At 38.0% G+C, this 25428-nt stretch carries 17 protein-coding genes; 6 read left to right on the top strand and 11 right to left on the bottom strand.

All coding sequences use genetic code 11. From position 1 onward, the window contains the following. Positions 1–24: 24 nt before the first annotated feature. The 4 genes from D0T53_RS12350 to D0T53_RS12335 all read right to left on the bottom strand — a co-directional run bounded on the left by D0T53_RS12350 (position 25) and on the right by D0T53_RS12335 (position 5185). Positions 25–1539, bottom strand: a complete 1515-nt coding sequence (locus tag D0T53_RS12350; RefSeq protein WP_163268360.1) for an alpha-isopropylmalate synthase regulatory domain-containing protein — start codon at positions 1537–1539, stop codon at positions 25–27. A 71-nt stretch (positions 1540–1610) separates the two neighbouring features. After that, on the bottom strand, positions 1611–2201 hold the full coding sequence (gene leuD / locus D0T53_RS12345) for a 3-isopropylmalate dehydratase small subunit (protein WP_163268358.1): 591 nt from the start codon (positions 2199–2201) through the stop codon (positions 1611–1613). Positions 2202–2243: 42 nt separating this feature from the next. Further along, complete coding sequence (leuC, locus tag D0T53_RS12340) at positions 2244–3638, bottom strand: 3-isopropylmalate dehydratase large subunit (RefSeq protein WP_163268355.1); 1395 nt, start codon at positions 3636–3638, stop codon at positions 2244–2246. 32 nt (positions 3639–3670) lie between these two features. After that, the gene (locus tag D0T53_RS12335; protein WP_163268353.1) at positions 3671–5185 is read right to left on the bottom strand and encodes a 2-isopropylmalate synthase; all 1515 of its coding nucleotides are present in this window, start codon (positions 5183–5185) and stop codon (positions 3671–3673) included. A 342-nt stretch (positions 5186–5527) separates the two neighbouring features. On the opposite strand from D0T53_RS12335, the gene proC reads away from it, so the two are divergent. Then, positions 5528–6310: a pyrroline-5-carboxylate reductase gene (gene proC, locus D0T53_RS12330; RefSeq protein WP_163268351.1), complete on the top strand. Its 783-nt coding sequence runs from the start codon at positions 5528–5530 to the stop codon at positions 6308–6310. 212 nt (positions 6311–6522) lie between these two features. On the opposite strand, the gene D0T53_RS12325 is transcribed toward proC, so the two are convergent. From D0T53_RS12325 to D0T53_RS12310, 4 genes are all read right to left on the bottom strand, one after another. Next, the gene (locus D0T53_RS12325) at positions 6523–8169 is read right to left on the bottom strand and encodes a diphosphate--fructose-6-phosphate 1-phosphotransferase (protein WP_163268349.1); all 1647 of its coding nucleotides are present in this window, start codon (positions 8167–8169) and stop codon (positions 6523–6525) included. Positions 8170–9113: 944 nt separating this feature from the next. Continuing rightward, on the bottom strand, positions 9114–9656 hold the full coding sequence (locus D0T53_RS12320; protein WP_163268347.1) for a phBC6A51 family helix-turn-helix protein: 543 nt from the start codon (positions 9654–9656) through the stop codon (positions 9114–9116). A gap of 127 nt (positions 9657–9783) precedes the next feature. After that, on the bottom strand, positions 9784–13335 hold the full coding sequence (gene nifJ, locus D0T53_RS12315) for a pyruvate:ferredoxin (flavodoxin) oxidoreductase (RefSeq protein WP_163268345.1): 3552 nt from the start codon (positions 13333–13335) through the stop codon (positions 9784–9786). A gap of 112 nt (positions 13336–13447) precedes the next feature. Then, positions 13448–14638 (bottom strand): AAA family ATPase, encoded by a 1191-nt coding sequence (locus D0T53_RS12310; protein WP_185153002.1) that lies wholly within the window; start codon positions 14636–14638, stop codon positions 13448–13450. Between the two features lie 420 nt (positions 14639–15058). Here D0T53_RS12310 and D0T53_RS12305 point away from each other — a divergent pair, with 420 nt between their 5' ends. Both D0T53_RS12305 and D0T53_RS12300 read left to right on the top strand, forming a co-directional pair. Beyond that, positions 15059–15685 (top strand): DUF4230 domain-containing protein, encoded by a 627-nt coding sequence (locus D0T53_RS12305; RefSeq protein WP_163268343.1) that lies wholly within the window; start codon positions 15059–15061, stop codon positions 15683–15685. Between the two features lie 21 nt (positions 15686–15706). Beyond that, the gene (locus tag D0T53_RS12300) at positions 15707–16138 is read left to right on the top strand and encodes an N-acetyltransferase (RefSeq protein ID WP_163268341.1); all 432 of its coding nucleotides are present in this window, start codon (positions 15707–15709) and stop codon (positions 16136–16138) included. 72 nt (positions 16139–16210) lie between these two features. Here the strand turns inward: D0T53_RS12300 and D0T53_RS12295 are convergent, their stop codons facing one another. Beyond that, positions 16211–18574 carry a glycoside hydrolase family 127 protein gene (locus D0T53_RS12295; protein WP_163268339.1) on the bottom strand — a complete coding sequence of 788 codons (2364 nt, stop codon included), beginning with the start codon at positions 18572–18574 and terminating at the stop codon, positions 16211–16213. Between the two features lie 249 nt (positions 18575–18823). Here D0T53_RS12295 and D0T53_RS12290 point away from each other — a divergent pair, with 249 nt between their 5' ends. From D0T53_RS12290 to D0T53_RS12280, 3 genes are all read left to right on the top strand, one after another. After that, positions 18824–20827 (top strand): CotH kinase family protein, encoded by a 2004-nt coding sequence (locus D0T53_RS12290; protein ID WP_163268337.1) that lies wholly within the window; start codon positions 18824–18826, stop codon positions 20825–20827. A gap of 372 nt (positions 20828–21199) precedes the next feature. Further along, positions 21200–22168, top strand: coding sequence for a hypothetical protein (locus D0T53_RS12285; protein WP_163268335.1), 969 nt, complete (start codon positions 21200–21202; stop codon positions 22166–22168). Positions 22169–22202: 34 nt separating this feature from the next. Then, positions 22203–23210 carry a hypothetical protein gene (locus D0T53_RS12280; RefSeq protein ID WP_163268333.1) on the top strand — a complete coding sequence of 336 codons (1008 nt, stop codon included), beginning with the start codon at positions 22203–22205 and terminating at the stop codon, positions 23208–23210. On the opposite strand, the gene D0T53_RS12275 is transcribed toward D0T53_RS12280, so the two are convergent. Together D0T53_RS12275 and D0T53_RS12270 are read right to left on the bottom strand one after the other, a co-directional pair. Further along, positions 23195–24187, bottom strand: a complete 993-nt coding sequence (locus D0T53_RS12275; RefSeq protein ID WP_163268331.1) for an FAD:protein FMN transferase — start codon at positions 24185–24187, stop codon at positions 23195–23197. The two genes, D0T53_RS12280 and D0T53_RS12275, sit on opposite strands and share 16 nt — an antisense overlap. Beyond that, positions 24171–25193 (bottom strand): endonuclease/exonuclease/phosphatase family protein, encoded by a 1023-nt coding sequence (locus D0T53_RS12270; RefSeq protein ID WP_163268329.1) that lies wholly within the window; start codon positions 25191–25193, stop codon positions 24171–24173. The genes D0T53_RS12275 and D0T53_RS12270 overlap by 17 nt, the downstream gene beginning before the upstream one ends. Positions 25194–25428: the final 235 nt, after the last annotated feature.

The raw sequence follows: 25428 nt of genomic DNA, 5'->3' as shown, positions 1-25428 counted from the left end.
TTGTTTATTTATATATATTCGTTTTTAGTTCATATCTTCAATTATATTCAGCATTTTCTCAGTTGCTTTAACTGCTGCTTCAGTTTGGTCGGCATCCAGTCCTCGTGTACGAAATTCCTTACCATTAAATTCCCATGTAGTTACAGTCTGAACCAAGGCATCGGTACGTCCACCAGGTGGAATATATACCGAGTAGTTTTTTAAAGTAGGAATAGGCTTATTCAATTTCTTATATATCTTATATAATGCTTTGGAAAAAGCATGATACTGACCATCACCCGGTGCTGTCTGTTCATATTCTACTCCATCAACTTCTACACGCACAGTTGCTGTAGGGCGTAATCCTTTAGTTAAGACAAAAGCAAATGTTATGATTTTGACTTTTCTTTCTTTTTCGTTTTGTTTCAGAACATCCGAAATAATATATGGCAGATCGCTTTGAGTGATGATTTCCTTCTTATCTCCAAGCTCTATTACTCTGCTTGTAACTTTGGCCATGTCTGTTTCGTCGAGTTCTATCCCTAGGGCTTCTATATTTTTACGAATATTAGCTTTACCCGAAAGTTTTCCTAAAGCATATTCGCGGACACGCCCAAAACGATCGGGGTGTAAATCGTTGTAATATAGATTGTTTTTATTGTCTCCATCTGCATGTATTCCAGCGCATTGTGTAAATACATTTTCGCCGATAATGGGTTGGTTTGCAGAAATGGTTTGACCCGAATAAGTCTCTACAACACGGCTGACCTTGTTTATTTCCTCTTCTTTTATGGATGTTTTTATTTTAAGATGATCATGAAAGACTGCAATAACACTTGAGAGAGAGGCATTTCCTGCGCGTTCGCCTAGTCCATTTATTGTTACATGGACTCCGTCTAAACCCACTTCTGTTGCAACCATTACATTAGCTACTGCGAGATCATAATCATTATGGGCGTGAAAATCGAGATGTAAATCAGGATAACGGTTTCTCATCCTACGACAATAACGCCATGTTGTATGAGGATTTAAAATGCCTAAAGTATCGGGTAACATAAATCGCTTTATGGGTAAATCTTTCAGGTTATCGACCAAGAAATATACATATTCCTCGGAATTTTCCATTCCGTTTGACCAATCTTCGAGGTATAGATTTACTGTTATACCCATCTTTTCAGCAAGGTATACGTCTCGTTTTATGTCTTCAAGATGCTCTTCAGGTGTTTTTCTTAACTGTTCGGTTACATGCTTAAAAGAGCCTTTGGTTAGTAGGTTTATTGTATTACAACCAACATCTTGTATCCATTTTAACGAAGCTCCATTGTCGATAAAACCAAGTATTTCTAGTTTATCGGTATATCCTGCTATCTTTGCCCAATCTGCTATTTTTTTTACAGCAGCAAATTCTCCATCCGAAACACGGGCTGAGGCTATTTCTATCCGATCAACACCCAAATCGCTGAGGAGCAGATTAGCTATACTTAGTTTTTCCTGTGGAGAGAACGACACACCTGAAGTTTGTTCACCATCCCGCAGGGTTGTATCCATTATTTCTATCATGACATATCCTGATCGGTAAGTTTCATATGTCAATGTGCCAATTTATATTGACACATTGAAGATTGTATTAATTAGAATGTATGTTCCTTTTCATATTCTTCTATTTGCTCTTTCTTCGAAAGCAAATAGTCTATGTCGTCCAATCCTTTAAGCAAACATTCTTTTTTGTAACTATTAATTTCAAACGATTCACTTTTTCCGGTTGCATCATTCATTATTGTTTGAGCATCAAGGTTTATCGTTAATGTGGCTTTAGGATTTTTACTTACACTCTCGAATATTTCAGCAAGAAATTCAGGACTAATAACAACTGGTAGTATACCATTATTAAGAGCATTATTTCTGAATATGTCTGCAAAAAAACTTGATACTACGGCACGAAATCCATATCCACCAACAGCCCATGCTGCATGTTCGCGGCTCGATCCGCTACCAAAGTTTTTACCGGCTACCAAAATACTTCCGCTATAAATAGGGTTGTTTAGTACAAAATCAGTTTTAGGACTTCCGTCTTTATCGTATCTCCAATCAGCAAAAAGATTGTTTCCAAAACCTTCTTTGTCTGTAGCCTTTAAAAATCGTGCAGGTATTATCTGGTCAGTATCCACATTCTCTATAGGCAGTGGGACATATGTTGATGTTAATGTTTGAAATTTTTCCATAACTTTTTTCTATATCAATATGCGTAGAATATTAGTATTAAATTAAATTTTCCTTGGATCTGTTATTTTTCCGGTAACAGCTGCAGCTGCAGCAACAAGAGGACCTGCCAATATTGTACGAGCTCCCGGGCCTTGACGTCCTTCAAAATTACGGTTAGATGTAGATACTGCATATTTTCCGGAAGGAACTTTGTCGTCATTCATTGCCAAACATGCCGAACATCCGGGTTGACGTAACTCGAAACCTGCTTCTTTTAATATATCAAATAAGCCTTCTTCTTTTATTTGTTGTTCTACCATCCAACTACCCGGAACTAGCCATGCAATAACATTATCGGCTTTTTTCTTACCTTTTACAAATTTTGCAAAAGCGCGGAAGTCTTCGATACGTCCATTTGTACAACTACCAAGGAAGACATAATCTATCGATTTTCCTTCGATTTTTTCGCCTGGTTCAAATCCCATATAATCCATCGATTTTCTGAACGATATGCGTCCGGCTTCGTCAATGTCTTCCAAGGTAGGAATCGAATCATTTATACCCATTCCCATACCCGGATTTGTGCCATAAGTGACCATTGGTTGTATATCCGCTGCATCAAATTCCAATTCTTTATCGAATTTAGCACCTTCGTCAGTTTTTAATGTTTTCCAATATGCTAATGCTTTATTCCATTCTTCTCCTTTAGGGGCAAATTCGCGTCCATTTACATATTCAAATGTCTTTTCATCCGGAGCAATAAGTCCTCCACGAGCGCCCATTTCTATACTTAGGTTACATAATGTCATACGTTCTTCCATCGACATATTCCGGATGGCTTCACCTGCATACTCTACAAAATATCCAGTTGCACCTCCGGTTGTAAGTTTAGATATCATATATAGTGCTAGGTCTTTTGCGGTAACACCTTCTCCCAATTTGCCGTTAAATGTAATACGCATAGTTTTAGGACGCGATTGTAGGATGCATTGAGTAGACAATACCATTTCAACCTCAGAAGTTCCTATTCCGAAAGCAATAGAGCCAAAAGCTCCATGTGTTGATGTATGGCTGTCGCCACACACAATAGTCATACCCGGTTGAGTGAAACCATTTTCGGGGCCAATAATATGAACTACACCATTCTTTTTATGACCTAATGGATAGAAGAAGGGCAAATTGAATTCTTTAGCGTTCTTCTCGAATGTATCTAATTGATTTTTTGATATTGGATCTTTTACTGGTTGATCTTGGTTTATTGTTGGAGTGTTATGGTCGGCTGTAAGAGTTGTTTTCTCTGGACGAAATACTTTCAAACCGCGTGCTCGTAATCCGTTAAAAGCTTGAGGACTGGTAACCTCATGGCAAAAATGCCTATCAATATACAACTGAGTAGGACCGTTTTCAACGGTTGATACCACATGGGCATCCCAAATTTTGTCGAATAATGTTTTCATTTTTTACTAAGTTCTTATTTTTTTAGTTGCTCTTATTTCACAAATTTATTCACTGCATTTATAAATGCTTCGGCCGATGCTACAACAATGTCGGTATGAGCCGCAAAACCATAATATATTTGTCCACGGTGTTCGACTTGCATGTGTACTTTTCCAACATCGTTGCTACCTTTGTTTATAGCCTGTATAAGGAATTCTTTAATTTCAGTTTCTCCGTCTTTTACTGTAGTATTATTACATATAACTTGCCATACAGCACTTATTGCTGCATCAACAGGCCCGTTACCCGACGATGCTGCATCAAATTTATCGCCGGCAATATCAATGCCAACATTAGCAACACGACGTACACCTCCGGTACCGGAAGTTACTTGCAGATAATCTAATTTTATGCGATGGATATTATTTGTTTCTTTTCCAGCAAGAATTAGTAAGTCTTCATCTGCAATATCTTTCTTTTTGTCTGCAAGATCAAGAAAACGTTGATATATGTCAGTTAATTCTTCATCGTCAACTTCAATACCTAATATATTCAAACGATTTTTTAATGCTGCACGACCACTACGAGCTGTTAGTACAATTGCGTTATCGTCTATACCTACATCTTTTGGGTCTATAATTTCGTAGGTTGATAAGTTCTTTAATACGCCATCCTGATGAATGCCGGAAGAGTGTGCAAAAGCATTTCGTCCAACAATAGCTTTGTTTGGTTGAATAGGCATATTCATTAAACTTGATATCATCCGGCTTACAGGATATATTTTTTGTGTATTAATATTGGTCTCTATATTTAGCTCTTTATGGCTCTTTATTGCCATTACAACTTCTTCGAGCGAAGTATTTCCGGCACGTTCGCCAATACCATTAATAGTAACCTCTACCTGCCGTGCTCCATTCAAAACTCCCATCATGGAATTAGCAGTGGCCATTCCTAAGTCTTGATGGCAGTGAGTGGATAGGATAGCATTGCCCATATCTACATTTTCAATAAGATACTTTATTTTTGCTCCATACTCTGTAGGCAAACAATATCCGGTTGTGTCAGGTATATTTACTACCGTTGCACCGGCTTTCACTACGGCCTGTACTACACGAGCCAAATACTCATTATCGGTACGTCCAGCATCTTCAGCATAAAACTCTATATCTTCAACAAAACGCTTTGCATATTTTACTGCCTTAACAGCTCGTTCGATAATCTCGTCCTGATTCGAATTGAACTTATGTTTTATATGGTACTCCGACGTTCCAATTCCGGTATGTATACGTTTCTTTTTTGCATATTTTAGGGCTTCGGCTGCTACTTCAATATCTTTTTCTACGGCTCGTGTTAAAGCGCATATTGTAGGCCATGTAACGGCTTTTGATATCTCCACTACCGAATTAAAATCTCCGGGACTCGATACCGGAAAGCCAGCTTCAATAACGTCTACACCTAACGCTTCCAATGCTTTTGCTACTTCTATTTTTTCGATTGTATTTAATTGACATCCAGGAACTTGTTCGCCATCCCTCAATGTTGTATCGAAAATAAATAATTTATCCATATTTGTTTCTATTTGTTATCTTATTAAAAAAAAAGCCTTTCCCATATTTAGTGAGAAAGGCTTTCAGTTATACTATATCTTCAATCATCATTTTACTGCACAGCATTGCTCACTCCAAGTTTTGCCCAGAGGAGGAGAATAATAATGCTGATATTGTTTATAAAAGATGTCATTCTTTATGTTTTATCGTTTTTGTGATGACAAAGTTATAATATAAATTTACGAAAACAAATAAAAAGATAGAAAAAATGCAGAAAACAATAACATACTTGTTATGCTAATACTAAATACTTTTCATAAATTTGTGCATTATTATCTATTTAATCTTACTAAAATTTCATTATGAAGATAGCAATAATAGGTGGGGGCAATATGGGGGCAGCCATAGCATGTGGTTTATCTACCGGTTCGTTTTTCGGGTCAAAGGATATTAGTGTAATAGACACAAACAGGTTAAGTATTGATAAAATTAAACAATTTGACAGCGATATTAACGCTGTTATAAATGATTATGAATCGATATCGGAGGCCGATATTATTGTAATAGCTGTTAAGCCGTGGCTGGTAAAAGAAGTTTTAACTGCTAATCAGGGTAAACTTAAGTCAAAACAAATAATTATATCTATTGCCGCGGGTGTTCCTTTAATCGAACTAGAAGAGTGGGCTCCATTAAATACTCCGATATTCAGGCTTGTCCCGAATACTGCTATTGCCGTGAAACAAAGCATGACGTTTGCAGCTTCGCTTAATGCAAGTAAAGAACAAGAGAGCCTTGTTATTAAAATATTCAGTGAATTAGGTAAGGCCGAAATGATAAAAGAAGATCTTATACCTGCAGCTACGGCGTTGTCATCGTGTGGAATAGCTTATGCATTCAGATATATAAGAGCTGCAATGGAAGGTGGTGTTGAAATGGGTATATATCCCGGACAGGCTAGGGACTTCGTAGTGCAAACTCTAAGGGGTGCTATTGATTTGATTGAAGCAAATGATTCGCATCCGGAAGTAGAAATTGATAAAGTTACAACAGCCGGAGGTATTACAATAAAAGGTTTGAACGAAATGGAACATGCGGGTTTCAGTTCGGCGGTAATAAAAGGGCTAAAAGCCAGCAATGTAAAATAGCATCAATGAAGAGAAAGACCTTTGTAATATCTATTTTAGATAAATAAGAAGTATAGTATTAGACTTTAATTAATAAAAATTCCGGATTGATTGCGATTTTAGTATCAATACCGGTTTTTTTATAGACTATAACCTCACAACTGCAAAAAGAAGGAGATGCCTGATTGGGACATCTCCTTTCATTATATTAAAGATAAAATAACCGATATATTTTACTTTGTTTGCTCTAATTTCAAAGTTACTGTTGGTTGATCGCAAACTTCTGTAGGTCCGAAGTATTGGATAGGGCCCGGATATACATATTCTGTGTTAACAGCCCATTTTTCGCGGTTAGCAGCAAAGAATTTAAACGGAGCGCCATCAAGTTTTACCAATGCTTTTTGGATAACAGGTTTCATTTCGCCATGGCGACGTTCCATATTCATCATCATAGTAACGGGTACTCCTCCGGCAATCCATTGATCGGCTGGAGCAATAGTGTTACGTACAGATGACATATATCCTGTTTTTCCGGCACCGATAAGAGCTGCAGCAGTATATCCTAAAGCATAGCAATAGTCGGCATCGTAGTTCGATGGTGCTGCACAACGACCTTCGTATCCGAAGAAGTGTACCTGAGAAGCAAATTTACCTGAATATTTACCTTCTTTCTTCATTTCGGCAAGACGTGCACCTACCATTTCGGCAAGAAGCTTTTCTGTTTCAATCAGTGATACCTGTACGTTTCCGTGTGGGTCACGATCTAAAGTCAACTGACGGGCAACACCTTCAGGAAGGCTAGCGTATACGGCAGCATTATCAGCCGATAAGTTATCAATGATATATTGACGTTGTTTGTCTTTAGCTACAGCATTAAATTCGTCCTGATGATGAGCTAAGAAATCGTTAAGCTCGGTAATCAAAGCTTTCATTGCAGGAATGAACTCAATAAGACCTTCGGGTATTAGTACTGTACCAAAATTATCGCCTTTTTCGGCACGTTTAGCTACTGCGTTTGCTATATCATTAACAATAGAGTCTAATGATTGTTTTTTAGCTTCAACCTCTTCCGAAATTAAACAGTAGTTTGGTTGAGTTTGCAATGCACATTCAAGAGCGATGTGTGAAGCCGAGCGTCCCATCAGTTTTATGAAGTGCCAATATTTACGAGCCGAGTTACAGTCGCGTTGTATGTTACCGATTACTTCGGAATAAACTTTACATGCAGTGTCGAAACCAAATGATGTTTCAATCATTTCATTTTTCAAGTCGCCATCAATTGTTTTAGGGCAACCAATAACTTGTACTCCTGCATCAATGGCTTTGTAATATTCGGCCAATACACAAGCGTTAGTATTTGAATCGTCTCCACCAATGATAACAAGAGCTTTGATGTCGAGTTTTTTTAGAATTTCTAAACCTTTATCAAATTGCTCTGTTGTTTCAAGTTTTGTTCGTCCCGAACCGATAATATCAAAACCTCCGGTATTACGATATTCATCTATAATATTGGCCGTCAGTTCTTGATATTTATGATCTATTAAACCTCCGGGACCCATAAGGAAACCGTAAAGTTTACTATTGTTATTAAGATTTTTAACACCGTCAAAAAGTCCGGCAATTACATTGTGTCCTCCCGGAGCCTGACCTCCTGATAAAATAACACCTACATTAATAGCAGGAAAATTAGTTTTTTCCGAAGTTTCAACAAATTTAATAATAGGCATGCCATAAGTATTAGGGAAAAGTTTTTTTACTTCTTCCTGATCGGCAATCGATTGAGTTGCAGCTCCTTCTTCAACTTTTACTGCACCATATAATGCCTTAGGCATTTTAGGCTTATATGCAGCTCTAGCTACTTGTAATGCACTTTTTGTCATTGTTTTTATTATTTTATTGTTTACAGTTATCAAGAGTCGCAAATTTCGTCATTTTTTTTCAATCATGAAAGTAAAAACAGAAGCTCAATAGTTTATTTCTTCACATTTTGATATCTCTGTATGACAATCCGTCTTTTGTTCATAAGGAGGTTTGCTTCTTGTGAATTTTCGAATCTTCGTTGTTTTTTAATTCTACTTACATAGGATTGACGACCAGTTATGATACTCTACAAATTGTATTAATAATAAAACCTGACAGTTCTGACGGTTTTAGCCTCTTTATAGTTTCCAACAGAAGTGGCATCTTCTCTATTCCTCTAAAGCAATGAATATTCTGACAAAAGCCTCCTGTTTTTCGATGACGAATTGTAAACTATTGAAGTTAAAGTTCTCAGCATGGTTGTTTTGGTAATTTTCCATGTGGGCAGATACAGAGGAACTTAACCGCCATAAGCCAAACATTCTTCAATGCAAGGCCAGAAAAGGAAACTAAAAATGTAATTGTTCTTTTAACTGCCGCGCATCTTACCGATGCTTGCCTTCGTTCATTTTGCCTTGATGCAAAACGAACCAAAAAATCAAGACTGCGCCTGCTGTGCGACCCGCCATTTAGCTTGTTCACTGAACAAAAAATAACTCGCACAAAAGATTGTGCTGACTTTTAAGTCAGGCTATGCTCAAACAGCTTTTTGTTCCGGGCGTTCACTTCGCTAAGCGGGTACCCCGCACATACGGCGAGGTCGGTCCTTTTTGCGAAGCATTGTCTGAGAGCGGCCTTAGCTTCGACGGACAAAGCCTGCAATGCTGTCCCCAAGAAGGTATAGCCGCAAAATGCCTTTTTGATTCCTTTTGCGGCATAGGGCAAAAGGAATGCAAGTGATCTTCGATCACGCGCAGTAGCGGCAGTAAGTATAATTAAAAAGAACGTTTTTTAAGCAATAAAACTACCCTTCGTAATCGTCGGGCATGGGCTGGTAAACGTAGTTGGGGTCGTTAAGACGGCGGGGTAATTGTTCCATCTCCCATTTGGTTTCTTTGTCTACAACTTCTACAATGATGGGCCGACGGCTTGGCGAGTTCTCCTTTTCTTCCTTTTCGGCTTTTTCGCGACGTTCTTCACGCTCCATTTTCAGTATATGGGCAATGTCCGAAGCTTTTGGTTCGCAGTGTTTTTCGGTTACAATTATTTCTTTCAGTTCCATCTCTTCGGGGTCGAGTGGGGAAGGGATGTATTTCTTTTTCACTATTTTCTGGGTATAGCCTTCCATTTTTCGACGCATGGCATTTCGGGCTAGTCGGTACAAGCGTTCCTGACGCTCTTCGATTGCTTCTTCAACAGCCTGAGCAAATTCGGGTTTGTTTTTCTTCCATTCGTAAAACGTTTCGCGGCTTATTTCTACTGCATCGCACACGTTAGCAATCGACAAGTAATCTTCGGAGATAAGGATGCAAATTTTTTCTACTGTTTCGGGGGTATACTTAGCCATAATTCTAGTGATTTTAAATATTAGTTTTTTAGTTATAGATAAAACCAGTAAAATTTCTTTGGTAATAAATGAAAAGAGCCTACTCTGAAATAGAGTAGGCTCTTAATTATTAGAGTTTTATAGCTTTTTATTCAGCAGCATTCACATCTACATCGGCTGCCATACGCAAGTAGCTCTTATAGCGCCATTCGGCATTCTCTTTGGCTCCTTCAAATAACATTTGAGCTTCGGCAGGATTAGAGTTTTTCAACGATGTGTAACGAACCTCACCTTGAAGGAATGCATCGAAGTTTTCCCATTTCGGAGGTTTGCTATCCAATGTGAACGGATTTTTACCTTCGGCTTCCAACATTGGGTTGTAACGCCACAAGTGCCAGTAACCACATTCAACAGCTAGTTTTTCTTCGTCCTGAGAGTGTCCCATACCTCTTCTTAAACCGTGGCTGATACATGGCGAGTAAGCAATAATCAACGATGGGCCCGGATATTCTTCAGCTTCTTTCAGAGCTTTAAGGAACTGTCCTTGGTTTGCTCCCATTGCCACTTGTGCAGCGTATACATAGCCATAAGTAGCAGCTATCATACCAAGGTCTTTTTTACGTACCTTTTTACCTCCAGATGCAAATTTAGCAACAGCAGCTACTGGAGTAGATTTTGAAGCCTGACCTCCGGTGTTTGAGTAAATTTCGGTATCGAGAACAAGTATATTAATGTCTTCGCCCGATGCAATAACATGGTCAAGACCTCCGAAGCCTATATCGTATGCCCATCCGTCGCCACCAAAGATCCAGATAGAACGTTTAACGATATATTGTTTCAGGTCGAATATTTGTTTGCAAAGGTCGCAAGCATCTTTTTCGGTGTTCAACAAAGGCTCCATGCGTGCATAAATTTCTTTAGTAGCATCGGCGTTGTCTTTGTTTTCGATCCACTCTTTATAAATAGCTTTCAAATCGGCAGAGCATTTGTCGCACGATTGAGCTTCGGTCATAAGCTTAACCAAACGGTCGCGCATACTCATGTTTGCGATAGCAAATCCAAGCCCGAATTCAGCATTATCTTCGAATAACGAGTTTGCCCAAGCCGGACCTTGTCCTTTTTCGTTTGTAGTATAAGGAGTTGCCGGAGCCGAACCTCCATAAATTGAAGAACATCCTGTTGCATTGGCAATTAACATACGGTCGCCATACAATTGGGTAATCAATTTAACATATGGAGTTTCGCCACAACCCGAACATGCACCCGAGAACTCGAATAATGGAGTTGCGAACTGAGAGTTCTTAACATTTAATTTGATGTCGACAAGGTGAGCTTTGCTTGTAACATTTTTCACCATGAAATCCCAATTGTTTTGCTCAGGATATTGTGTTCCGATTTCGACCATCGAAAGAGCTTTTTCGCCTTTCTTACCGGGACATACATCGGCACAGTTACCACAACCAAGACAGTCAAGAACGTCAACCTGAATACGGTAGCCCATTCCTTCGAATTGTTTTCCTTGTGCTTTTAGCAATGCTGCCGATTCGGGGGCTTTCGATTGCTCGTCTGCATCTAATACGAAAGGACGGATAGTTGCGTGAGGACAAACGTATGCACATTGGTTACACTGAATACAGTTATCCATATTCCAAACAGGAACAAATGCTGCAACACCACGTTTTTCGTATGCAGTGGTTCCGTTATCCCAAGTTCCGTCTTCGCGACCTACGAATACCGATACGGGTAAGTCGTAACCTTTTTGAGCATTAACAGGACGAACAACTTTTTGGATAAATTCGGGAGCATCGTCTTTTGCTGGCTCGCCTATTGTAATGTTTGCCCATTCGGCAGGAACTTCAACTTTTTCAACCTCAACACCACGGTCAACGGCTGCGTAGTTTTTATTTACAACATCCTCACCTTTACGTCCGTACGATTTAACAATGAATTTCTTCATTTGCTCAACCGCCAAATCGTAAGGAATTACGTTTGATATTTTAAAGAATGCCGATTGTAAAATTGTATTTGTACGGTTACCAAGACCAATTTCGGTTGCAATTTTTGTTGCGTTTATAATGTAGAAATTGATGTTGTTTACAGCCAAATATTTTTTTACCGAATCGGGTAGGTAGTTGCCAACTTCGTCTTTAGTCCATACCGAGTTAAGAAGGAATGTTCCGCCTTTTTTCAATCCTTTAGTTACGTCGTAAAGGTGAAGGTAAGCAGGAACGTGACATGCTACAAAGTTTGGAGTATTCACTAAATAAGTAGAACGAATTGGATGATCGCCAAAACGTAAGTGCGAACAAGTGAAACCTCCCGATTTTTTAGAGTCGTATGCAAAATATGCCTGACAATATTTATTGGTGTTGTCGCCGATAATTTTGATAGTATTTTTATTGGCACCTACTGTTCCGTCCGAACCAAGACCGTAGAATTTAGCTTCGTAGTTTGAATCGTCTACAGATATTTCGTCTTTCAACGGAAGCGATTTAAATGTAACGTCGTCAACAATACCTACAGTGAAATCGTTTTTAGGCATAGCCATCGCTAGATTTTCGTATACCGACATCATTTGCGAAGGTGTAGTGTCTTTTGACGAAAGCCCGTAAATACCCCCTACAATTATAGGTGCATCGGGTTTTCCGTAGAAACTGTCTTTTACATCGAGGTAAAGTGGCTGACCCGGAGCTCCCGGCTCTTTTGTGCGATCGAGAACAGCAATACGTTTAGCTGTTTTAGGTATAGCACCCAAAAATGCTTCCACTTTGAACGGACGATACAAGTGAACGGCTACAAGACCAACTTTTTCGCCTTTAGCATTCAAATAGTCAACAGTTTCGCGGATAGCTTCTGTTACCGAACCCATAGCGATAATCACACGGTCGGCATCTTCTGCTCCGTAATAGTCGAACAAGTTGTATTTACGTCCTGTTATTTTAGAAACTTCGGCAAGATATTTTTCAACAATTTCGGGAACCGCATCGTAATATTTATTTGCAGCTTCGCGAGATTGGAAATAGATGTCGTCGTTCTGAGCAGTACCACGAGTAACAGGCTTGTTAGGGTCTAAAGCTCTTTCACGGAATTCGGCAAGTGCTTTTTGATCGATAAGAGGAATCAAATCTTCTTGTTCCATCAATTCAACTTTCTGAATTTCGTGTGAAGTACGGAATCCGTCAAAAATATTCATAAACGGAATACGAGATTCAAGCGTTGCCAAGTGTGGCACAGCCGAAAGGTCCATAACTTCTTGTACTGAGCCCGAGAAGAACATGGCAAACCCTGTTTGACGGGCAGCCATCACGTCCTGATGGTCTCCAAATATAGATAAAGCCTGAGCAGCTAGTGCACGAGCCGAAATGTGGAATACCGAAGGAAGTAATTCTCCTGCAATTTTATACATATTAGGGATCATCAACAACAATCCTTGCGAAGCTGTATATGTTGTAGTTAATGCTCCTGCCTGAAGCGATCCGTGAACTGCACCTGCAGCTCCTGCTTCCGACTGCATTTCCTGAACTCGAAGAGTTTCGCCGAATATATTTTTACGTCCGGCTGTAGCCCATTCGTCTACATACTCCGCCATAGTTGACGAAGGTGTGATCGGATAAATTGATGCTACTTCGCTGAACATGTACGATACATGAGCCGCAGCATAATTGCCGTCACAGGTTACAAATTTTTTCTCTTTAGCCATACTGTTTATTATAGTTATTATTTAGTGATATTAAAAACATACCTGCTCTAATTGTAAAATTCACAACTTGGGGCAGTCTCTTATTTTATTGTATAAGTTTTTAGGCTGTTTCTTAGTATAAAAAGCCGAACAACCACAACGGAATAATGCATTCTTCGCCTATCTCCATCATTTCTACGGCGTAATACATGTCTCCTTTTTTCTTACTTTTTGCTTTCGAACCTTCTATCTTGAAGATGTTCGATTCGTTTCCTTTTACTATGAAAACCCCGTTTTTATTACCTTTTTTCAATTTGCAATTGTGATGGTGCAATTGGTTATAAAAAAATGTTTCGCGCAGTGCCTGATCTTCAATCAACCGGGGCTTTAACGCAAACACAAGGTTTGTATTATGCATATATACCATATCGGGCTTTTTAGGGAATTCTTCTCCCTCGCGATACAGCATATTTATTAGGCGGGCATCTTTCAGATATTCGAGGTAGTTTGTTACTGTTGCCCTCGATATATCGCAATCGACGCTTAACTGGCTTATGTTAGGTTTGCCGGGCGACGATAACGACAAAAGATACAGCAATTTTCTCAGCCTAGGCAAGTACGATTGCTCTATCTGCCTGATGGACAGTACATCAACCTCAAGCATCATGTTCACTGTTTTCAGAAGATTTTCCGAAAAGTTTCGTCTCTCCAAAAAGAAGGGATAGTAACCGTGGTGTATATAATCTCTGAAATAAGCCAGTGGTTTTACTCTGGAGCATATAGATGTGGCAATCTTTTCGTGATTCGTTAATATTTCGTCCAACGTATACGACTCGAAGTTGCTACCTGTTATTATATTCAAAAACTCGCGGAACGAAAACCCCCTTAAATTATATGTTTTTACAACCGCCGATATCTCCTTGCTTTCCTCAAGAGGCATAACTGTAGATCCCGAAAATATTATTTTCAAGTCGGAAAAATCGTCGTAACATTCACGAAGTTCTTTCGCCCATTCAGGATATTTAAACATTTGGTCGATGAGCAGTATTTTTCCGCCTTTAAACCTGAACTCTTCGGCAAAATCCCTGAGAGTTTTGCAGGTAAACGAAAAATGGTTCATATTTATATATAAACAATCCCGTTTATTAAGGTCGGTAAAACGCTTGGCATATTGCAAAAGAAAGGTTGTTTTGCCAACGCCTCTGGCTCCTTTTATGGCAATAAGCCTATCGTCCCAATTTACTTCATCCATTAAACGCCTGTTTACTAACTGGTCGTCCAAATGTTCTACCAAATACCGATGTGTCCTGAAAAAAGATTCCACAGTATATATTATTCCTATATAATTAATTTATCGCAACGAAGATAGTTCATTTTTCAATCTATGCAAAGTCAACTTGGCAATTTTAATGTTTTTTTATCACACATGTAGTGCAAAAAATAAGTCGGTTTTTCTTCTTTTACATAAACGATTGATTAACATTATTATAATCGAAATGAAAAAATAAAAACAAAAATAGCAATATTTTTCTTCTTTTGCATTCAAATATTCAAGTTATTGAGATAAAATTTTCTTTTTATCAAAAAAAGGAAGCATTCTTATTTATCCCGATAATACATAGTGTAAGTAAATGAATCGCTATAAATATGAAATAAGACTAAAAAAGCATTATTTTGATAGCTTATTTTCGGATAACTCAGTATCTTCGTAAATAAAACTATTATTGAAAATAAAGTTGTAATTATGAAATTTTCCGCAAAACTTTTTTTAGGTTTGGTTATTCTGATTGTAATAGCCATAGCTCTTCTTGTTTTTCGGGGAACAAACAAAACCGAACAATTTGAGGTCAGACACGATGCTATACTCACTCAGGTTGAAGAATTGGGGAGGCTCGAGCTTGTTAGATATAATATACGCGATATTGTTGAATATAAAAAGATAAGGCAATGGCTGCCAAATTCAAAAACCGCATTAATTGTTGTTGGCGAAGTTACAGCTTGTGTAGATCTTACAAAAATAGAGAAAGAAGATATTAATGTAGTAGGCGATTCGGTACACATTACGTTGCCCATACCCGAGATATGTCATTTTAAAATAGATCATTCTCAGTCGAGGGTGTACGATGTTCAGTTCGGGTTGCTCGAAACCAGCCGGCTTGTTGACGAAGCCTATCGGGTGGCCGAAAAACAAATTTATAACCATGCCTTAGAAATGGGAATTGCAAACGAAAGCAGGGCTAGTGCCGAAAAATTGTTGGTTCCTTTACTCAAAGCTTTAGGCTTCAAAAAAGTATCTATTGATTTTAGTGAGTTAAACAAGTATAAACAATCTCAGGAACAAGAGAATACAAAACTCTTGCTGCCGAAGTAAAAAAAGGAAAGGGTAAAAGTTATGATTAGAAAAATGACTGATGCAGACATTGATGCTGTTATGGATATATGGTTAAAAACTAACATTGCGGCGCATGATTTTATTCCTGAAAATTACTGGATTGGAAATTTTCATGCAGTAAAAGGGGAGTATTTGCCCAAGTCCGAAAATTATGTGTTCGAGTCGGACGGTGCGATCAAAGCCTTTATCAGTGTAGTAGATAATTATTTTATAGGGGCCTTATTTGTTTCGTCCGATTATCAGGGGCAAGGCGTTGGGCAAAAGCTGTTAGATTATTGTAAAGACAACTATTCGCGTCTCGAAGTTGCCGTATATAAAGACAATATTGCGGCTGTTGGTTTTTATATGAAACTCGATTTTGTTATTAAAAAGGAGCAAATGAATATCGATTCGCGTTATGGCGAATATATTATGGAATGGGGTAAGAATTAATGTTTCGGAGAATATAAACAAACAGGCGGCTATTATTTAATAGCCGCCTGTTTGCATTTGTATTGTATTATTCTACTCTGTTAATAGCCTGATTTCTGAAATTTTGGTTGTTATAGAGTTTGATTTTGCGACAAATTTAACTTCCAGAATATCTTTTGTATATTCAGCTTCGGGAACCGATATGATAATAGTCTGTAAAACATCTTTTTTGTCGCCTGACATCGCCATTTGCTGAACAACAGAACCGTTTATCAGAATCTCAAAATTCCGATCCCTGTCTTTGTCGAAATAACTTATATGCAATTTTTTTGCCTTTTTAACTTCATCTTTTAATTGGTAGCTGAACCACCCTTTGGCTTCGCGCCAATGTACATCATCGATAAAGCCTGTCGACGAATTATCCATTTCAATAAAGTGATCCGATTCGGGTTGTTGCTCCCCGCATACCACTTTGTCGATGGTAATAGCGTCTAAAAGAATTTTATTTCGTTCTTTTTCTTCAATTGCTTTCTTCAAAGCTTCAACTTCGTTTGCTGAAGCCTGAGGCCAATATATAATATAACGAGACTCGTGAATTCTGAAAAATGGCATTAACACCATTTGTTTGGGGTAGTTTTCCGAAAACAGATTGCTTATCGTAAATGTCATTGGTTTTCCGTCAATAGGTTTAATCAGCGATGGGATATCTTTTGGTTCGGAAGCGATAATAGGTATGTCTTTCATCGGTATTTGTCGTCCACGAGCAATATGTCCACCTCTGCTATCGTCGGCAAACAAATCTTTTAATTCTCCATTCTGTATTTTTGCAGCCAATACTATCGGGCCGTAAAGCACTGAGTAGTAATTCGATTTGTCGGGTAATTGCTCCACTGTAACATGCATAGGCATGTCTATAGCTATTTTGTCGCCTTTTTTCCATTTTCTCGATACCGAAATATAACCGTTCTCATCAATATTTACAGCTTCGTTTTTACCATTAACAGTAAGACGAAGTTCTCCTTGTTTTACCCAATTGGGATAACGTAGTTTTAAAGCAAATTTCTGGCTCTTTTTAGGGTTTACTGTTATTTGGGTTTTTGCCTCGTCGGGGAAATTGTTTTCCTGAATAACTTCAATGTTTTTTTCTTTCCAATCGAGTTTCGAAGGAATGAATAAATTAACATAGAGTTCATCTTTACCGTGTGCATATATCATTCCTCCGTATTTAGCATGATTTTCCATACCTGAACCAACGCAGCACCAAAAACTGGTGTGAGGTTGTGAGTATACCCTGTAATGTCCCGGACGCATTTGTGTGAAATAAACGAGTCCTCCGGTATTTGGGTTTTGAGTGGATAGTATGTGGTTATACAAGCCTCGTTCGTAGTAATCCATATATTTTTTATCGCCCGATGTTTGGTATAACATCTTGGTTAGTATCAGCATATTATAAGTGTTGCATGTTTCGGGGCCTTCGGTGTGGTTTATCATTCTCGAAAAATCGTGTACGGGATTAAAATGTTCCCCTACGCTGTTTCCGCCTATACAAACCGAGCGATGTTCTACTACATTTTCCCAGAAGTATTGTGCGGCTTCGTTCCACGAATCGTTTTTCTCAAGGTCGGCAATACGTTTGAATCCTATAACTTTTGGGATTTGTGTATTGGCATGCAAGCCTGTTAGTTTATCTTCGTGTTTCAATAGCGGGTTCAGTATTAGTTTATGCGAAAATTTATTAGCCAGTTCCAGATATTTGTCATCGCCTGTTATTGCTGCTACATCGGCAAAAGTTTCGTTTAGCCCTCCGTGTTCGCTTCGTAGCATGTCCTGTATCTGTTCTTCCGACAGGTTTGCAACCAGCTTAATTGCCCAATCGGTCATTTTTACCAACATGTTTTTTGCCTGCTCGCTATGAGCATACAGGTAGGCATCTCTTAAGCCGGCATACGTTTTGTGTATGTTGTAAAGAGGAACCCATTTGCCGTTAAGGTTAAAATTTCCTGCCTTTATATTACCTTCGGTTACTTCGTCCCAAATGGCTTTTCCTCCGGGAACGCCTCCGATGTATCCATTGCCATTAGCATCCTGACAAACTTTCAGCTCGTTTAACATATAGTCGAGCCTTTCTTTTATTTGCTCGTCTCCCGTAGAGGCATACATTAGCGATAGTGCCGACAGGTAATGACCTCCGATGTGCCCGTCCAATCCTGTACTTTCCCAATTGGTATAGGAGTCTGTTGCTGGTAGTCCGGCTTCACGCTGAAATGGGGCTAAAAGCCTGTTGGCATCAAGTTCTAGTAAATATTGCTTATCTAATTGTTGGGCGTTTTTGAACGGACTGTCTAATAATTCAACATCTTGTAAATTAAAATAGCGAATTTTAGGTTCAGTGTTACTGCTTGCCGATAAAAACTGAAAACATAAAAAAGAATACACAAGAATAAATAGTCTTCTCATTTTGTAGTAGGTACTTTGATTTAAAATTTAACTTTTTAAGGACATAAAGATAGCTCTTTATTTCGACTTGTAGCATGCTAAATGGTATAAAATAAGTCAAATAACGATCTATTTTGAGTCATCTTTTATTAATGATGCAAATTGTTCGGGTTTTTGATTAAATTTGTCCTATATGATATTTTTTGGCTGAAATGTGTGGGAGTTATTTTTTATACTTCAGCCTAGTCTAATACCTAAAAATATTGCTAAATGAGCACATTTACTTCTATTGTAAAAAAATCCATTGCTTATTGCACTTGGGTAATTGTTAGTTGTTTTGCATTGCAAGCGCAAGAGCAGCTTACAAATATTCCTACTTTTTATATAAACACCGATGGTGGTGTGGCTATAACAAGTAAAGAAAATTATGTGACCGGAACTTTAACCGTTAAAAGTTCGGACGAGACTGAAGTTCTCGACAATGTTGTTACAGAGATAAGGGGGCGAGGAAATTCGACGTGGAATATGCCTAAAAAGCCCTACCGGATAAAACTTGACAAAAAAACGCATCTATTAGGCTTGCCCGCTAAAGCAAAAAATTGGGTGTTATTAGCTAACTATGTAGATAAAACTTTGATAAGAAATGCAGTAGCATTAAAAATAAGTACGCTTGTAGGCTTAGAGTTTTCGCCCTCGGCACGGTTTGTTGATGTAGTGCTGAATGGCGAATACCAAGGTAACTATATGGTGTCGGATCAGGTACAGGTTGCCGGTTCGTACCGGGTTCCGATCGAAGAACAAGCCTTGGATGCCGTTGCATTGCCCGATATATCGGGTGGATACCTGCTCGAAATAGACGGTTTTGCAGCATCGGAACCGGTGTGGTTTACAACTCCACAGGGCTTGAAGATAACAGTAAAATACCCGAAAGACGACGAAATAAACAATGCTCAGTTAAACTATATAACAACCTATGTCCACGATTTCGAGAATATATTGTTTTCGAGCAATTATGCCGATCCCGAAAACGGATACAGGGCTTTTGTTGATACAACAACATTGGTAAACTGGTATATTGCCTGCGAGCTCACAGGTAACTCCGATTCGTTTTGGAGTACATATATTTACAAAAAGCATATGGACGACAAGTTGTACTTCGGGCCTATGTGGGATTACGATATAGCATTTAACAACGATAATCGTTTAGATGATGCCACTACCAAATTAATGCGCGATTATGCGCATAATCCACGCACTTGGGTGCAACGTTTTTGGACCGACGATTGGTTTATTACGGCTGTTAATAAGCGATGGAAAGAGTTGGTGGCTGCTGGTATAGAAGAGGCTTTGTTGGAGTACATAGACGAAACCGCAAGCCTGATAGACGAATCGCAAAAACGAAATTTTAATAAATGGAATATATTGCCATGGAGGGTATATAAAGAAACATTCTTGTTTTATAGTTACGCCGAAGGGGTAGATTATCTTAAATCGTATGTTAGCAGCAGGATAGATTTTCTGACCGAAAGTTTCGAGGCGGCAGCACCGGCGCTTCCATCCGAACCTTTTGTTGCCGAAGATTATTATTATATGATAATGAACTTCAAGTCGAAAAATGTAATTCAGGTAACAGATAATTCACTGGCTCTTAACAGCCCGCTTTACTTGTGGACTCCCGATGCTAATGATGATTCTGACGACGGTCAGCTTTGGACTATAGCCAACTTGGGCGACAATTTATTCAGAATAGTGAATAAAAACTCAGGATATGCAATGGCCGGAAACGGAAGAGGTTCGAACCTGATACAGAAAGAAATAAATAATAATGATGCAAGTCAGAAATGGAACATCCTGCCGGTGTTTACGGGGAATATATACGGTATAGTGAATAGTAGCACCGGATATTCGATCAACAATAGTGGAGGAAGCTCTGTGCCGGGTACGGCTGTAATAGAGTGGGATAATGCCATTTATCAGCAATCGAAACAAAATCAACATTGGTACTTCCTTAAGATGGATAAGGTTGCTACAGGAATTAACGTAGGAAACCACTTCCAAGACTTGAGATTTAATGTAATGGCCGGAGCATTGTATCTGTGGAATCTGCCTGAAAACGCAGAAGTCGACATCGTGAACATTCAGGGTGTAACGGTAGGCTCGTATCGCAATGCTGTTGATGGTAATGCTATGCCACTCCCAACATCCGGAGTTTATATCGTAAAAGTTAAATCGGGATCGAACATCCGATATGTGAAAATAAACAGGGTTAATTAGTATTTTTAGTTTAAAAAATGAAAGAGAAAGGTTGTGTAATAAAACATAACCTTTCTTTTTTTATAAAGAAAAAAAGAGATAAAATATTTGAAAAAAGAGATATTCTATTATATTTGTAAACAAATTAGTATGAAGTCGAATTCCGGATTCGGCGAATGCATACTGCATAGTATGTGTGGATAAATGATACTATATTTTCTTAAATCTTGAATTTTGATATTATTATCAAATACATTTTGATTGTTAAAACTTAGGCTATTCAACAAAACCCTCAGATAAATAGAATATAAAAATAGGTTGATATAAGTATCTGATTTTAATTCTAGTTTCTAGTTAGTGTAGTTATGTTTTTTTTGTTTACAAGTTAAAATTATGACCTTAGACTTTGAATACAACAAGGCTCTTATTGATGTGCTAAACAATAAGATTCCTAAAAAGAGTGATCAGATGTCACTTATTCTAGAAAAAATGCCAATAGGGCGAGAAGCAGCATATCGTCGGCTTCGGGGAGATGTTCCTTTTTCGTTTGCCGAAGCATGTATTCTGTCCAAAGAATTAAATGTTTCATTAGATAAAATTGCAACAACAGGTACTCTTAATAATCCTGTTTACGAGCTGAAAATTTCGCCTTCCGACTTAATCAATTACGAATATCACAAGTTATTCGAGCACGAAGCTTCGTTCGATATGCTTTTAAGCGATTCGGTGGTATGTATACAATCGGTTTGCAGTACTATTCCATATTCCTTTTTCTTTTCGTATAAACATTTATCCAAATATCGAATGTTCAGGTGGAAATATCAGATGAATAAAAGCCTTACACCTATAAAGCTTTCGGACATTGTTATCCCTCCCGAGATAATTGAAAGGCAAAAAGCCTTAGGCAAAAAAGTTATGCAAATGCCCGAAACAATACTGATATTCGATAATTATATATTCTTCAATTTTATACACGAAGTAAGGTTCTTCTACAATTTAGGATTAATTACCGACGATGAATATGTAGAGATAAAGGAAGAATTAGTTGAATTGATAAAAAGTCTGGAAAATGTTGCCAATCAAGGCAAAAACGACAAAGGGGTAAAGGCATGGATGTATATCTCGAATATAAAAATAGATTCGAATTATACATATGTGCAAGGTGTTGATTTCGAATGTGCGTATATGGATGGGATATATCTGATGGATACGTTATATTCTTGCGACTCTCAAATATGCCAGATACATAAGCTGTGGATCGATACCTTGCGTAAGTATTCTGTGCTTATAAGTGTTAGCGATGAAGCCGAGCGTAAATCGTTTTTTAAACTACAAAAAGAAATGATTTTAAACTTGGAATAACGCAATTTAGCAAAAACTTATAAATAAAACAATTATGCCTAAAAGCCTTAAATTTAATCAGAAGCTTATTGATACTTTAGCTGAGATTTATCCGAAGAAAAACGACCAGTTGGCTCTTTTAATGGAATTATTGTATCTGGGTAAAGAGGCTGCATATCGCAGATTGCGGGGAGAGGTTGCTTTTTCTTTTTCCGAAGCCTGTGTTATAGTTAAACACTTAAACCTTTCGTTAGACGATATTGCATATGGGCAAGAGAGCGATTTAGTAACATTTAAAATGAAAGCTCCAACTGCCGATATTATGCATTATCACGAAATTGTTGTAGATGATCATATTACCATTTTTAATAAAATCATTCAGGACCAAAACGCAACTATTGTGGCAGCATATAACATGATACCACATTCCTTTTTGATGTCATTCGAAAATTTGTCGCGATTCAGGGTGCTGAAATGGAATTATCAATTGCTGTTGGTCGAAAATGAAATAAGCTTTTCCAATATAGAAATTCCACACAGGGTATTAGAAAAACAAAAAGAATTAGTAGGGCTGATAGATATGGTTGAAGACAATACGATAATCTTCGACAGATTTATATTTATATCGTTTGTTCGCGATATATGCCATTTTTATAATCTTGGAGTGTTAAGCAAAGAAGATGTAGAACTACTGAAGCATGAGTTGAACAGATTGCTCAATTGGTTTGAAAAAACCGCACTAACAGGCTATAACGAGAGCGGTAAACGGGTATGGTTATACTTGTCTAACACTAACTTCGAATCGGAGTATATTTATATAAAAAGCAAGACTATGGAAACAGCCTATCTCGATGCTTACTTAATGAATTCGTTATATACGTCCGATCCTAAAATGTGCGAACTTCACCGAAACTGGATAGAATCGTTGCGTAAATATTCAACGCTGATATCGGTAAGTTGCGAAAAAGAACGGATGCATTTTTTTGATAAGCAAAGAAAAGTTGTAGAATCGCTGCTGTTAGCCGATTGCAGTCAAGTTCAGGCTCATTATTTTGACAGATAATTTTTCAAGCCTTCCGAGGCGATAGTTTCAATTTGTCCTTCGGGGGTTGCATACATAAGCAGAAAATCCAAACCTTGCGAATAGGCAATTTGCTTAGCCTCTTCTAAGTTCGTTAGCATAAAAACTGTAGCAAAAGCGTCGGCAGTCATACAATCATTGGCAATAACAGTCGAACTCAGAATACTGTTCTCAGATGGATAGCCAGTCTTCGGGTTTATGGTATGAGCATATTTTTTTCCGTCTTTTATGTAGAAGTTCCGATAATTACCCGATGTTGCTACCGCCTTGTTGCATATAGCTAATATAGTTTGTAATTCACGGTGGTTCGTATCCGGATTTTTCTCGTCGATAGGCTTGTCAATACCTATTCGCCAGCATTCGCCTCTGGGGTTTACTCCTTTGGCTACAATTTCTCCGCCTATTTCGCACATGTAGTTTTCAATACCTTTCGAGTCGAGCAAACGGGCTATAACATCAACCGAAAAGCCTTTTGCAATAGCCGAGGTATTAACTTGCATGCGAGGATCGTTTTTTAATATATGTCCGTTCTCATATTTTATATTCTCGAATCCTGTGAATTGTTTTAAACTATCAATTGTCCATTCGGTCACATTATCCATGTTTTTAAAACCGAACCCCCATGCATTAATTAACGGCGAACATGTTATGTCGAATAAACCATCCGAAATAACCGAAATTTCTTGCGATTTATTGAATACTTCGAGAAATAAAGAGTCGGGAACGGCAGTTACATTATTGTTTATGTTATAAATAACCGAACCATCCCTGAATGGATTCAAAGATGCATCAAACCTTTCCAACTCTGATAAAATCTCTTGTGTAAGAGGCTTCGAATATTCATACTTTATACTATAATCTGTGTGAAAAATTTCGCCTTTATCCACAAAGTAATCAGTGCGCTTGCCACAGGATACCAATAACACTGAAAGTAAAAAAACACTACAATTTCGTATCATGACTTAAAAAAATAATGATGGGCAGATGATCGCTATACCCATTTATAAATGTATTTCCCGAGAACGAACGAAATGGATATCCGCGGAAAGCACCTTTGTGCTGAAAAAGAAAATCGGGGTTAAAAACTTCGGCACCAACATATTTCAGTGCCGATTTTTTATTTAGTAAACTTTCCGATATTATTATCTGGTCATACATATTCCACTTGCGCTGGTAGCGATACGAACCTTCTCCTTTTTTATACAAGCTCCACATTGTGTTGTAAAGACCTCCTTTTTTTACCGCACTTACAGATTTCCTAGCCTTTAACATTAGGCGGCAACTATTATCATCCGGGTTATCGTTCAAATCTCCCATTATAATAATTTTCGATGTGGGTTCCTTCTTGTAAATCGAATCGTGTATATGTTTGCAAACAGAAGCCGCATATTCGCGCAATTCCGAAGAGCTTTCGCCTCTGCGCGAAGGCCAATGGTTTACTATTATATGAACTTTTTCGTTTGCGATACTACCACTTACTAACAGAAAATCGCGGCTTTTATACCAAGGACTATCGGCCGATGCAAATTTATATGTGGAATATCCCGATGGTTTAAAAATTGACGGATTGTATAATAAGGCTACATCAATTCCTCTTTTGTCGGGCGAATCGCGATGAATTATTTTATAGTTATTCTTTTTCAGATTTTTACTGTGAATCAAATCTTCCAGCACAGCTCTGTTCTCAACCTCGGCAAGCCCAATAATGCAGGGTTGTAAGCGTTTTGTGTTGTTTCCTAGCTTTGCCAGTACCTCAGATATATTCTCTATTTTTTTCTCATATTTATCATTGGTCCACTTTTTTGCGCCTTGTGGAGTAAAATCTGCATCCTCGATACTCTTATCTCTTTTAGTATCGTAAAGGTTTTCCACATTATAGAATGCTACAGAATACAACTGTGCTTTCTCTTGAGAATAGCTTAATATATGAACCGATAGAATTATTATAAAAAACAACAAACGCATAATGTCAAAAATATTTCAGCAAATATATAGATAAAACATAAAAAAAAGTTGAAATATTAAATAACATTTTATACATTTGAAGTTCGCTCGTTTTATTGCATGCAAAAAAGATGATTTTTAAATGGCTGTAAAATAGCGAGTAACAAATAAAAATGCTTTTTCTTCAAAAAAACCTCAATAATAATTTGGAATTAGGTAAAAAAAGTATTTATCTTTGCACCCGCTTTGCAGGAGA

Origin of the sequence: Dysgonomonas sp. 216, assembly GCF_010501065.1 — a bacterium.
Taxonomy (GTDB): Bacteria; Bacteroidota; Bacteroidia; order Bacteroidales; family Dysgonomonadaceae; genus QVMM01.
The sequence above is the reverse complement of the archived record's forward strand: the minus strand, read 5'-3'. Positions and strand labels throughout refer to the sequence as shown.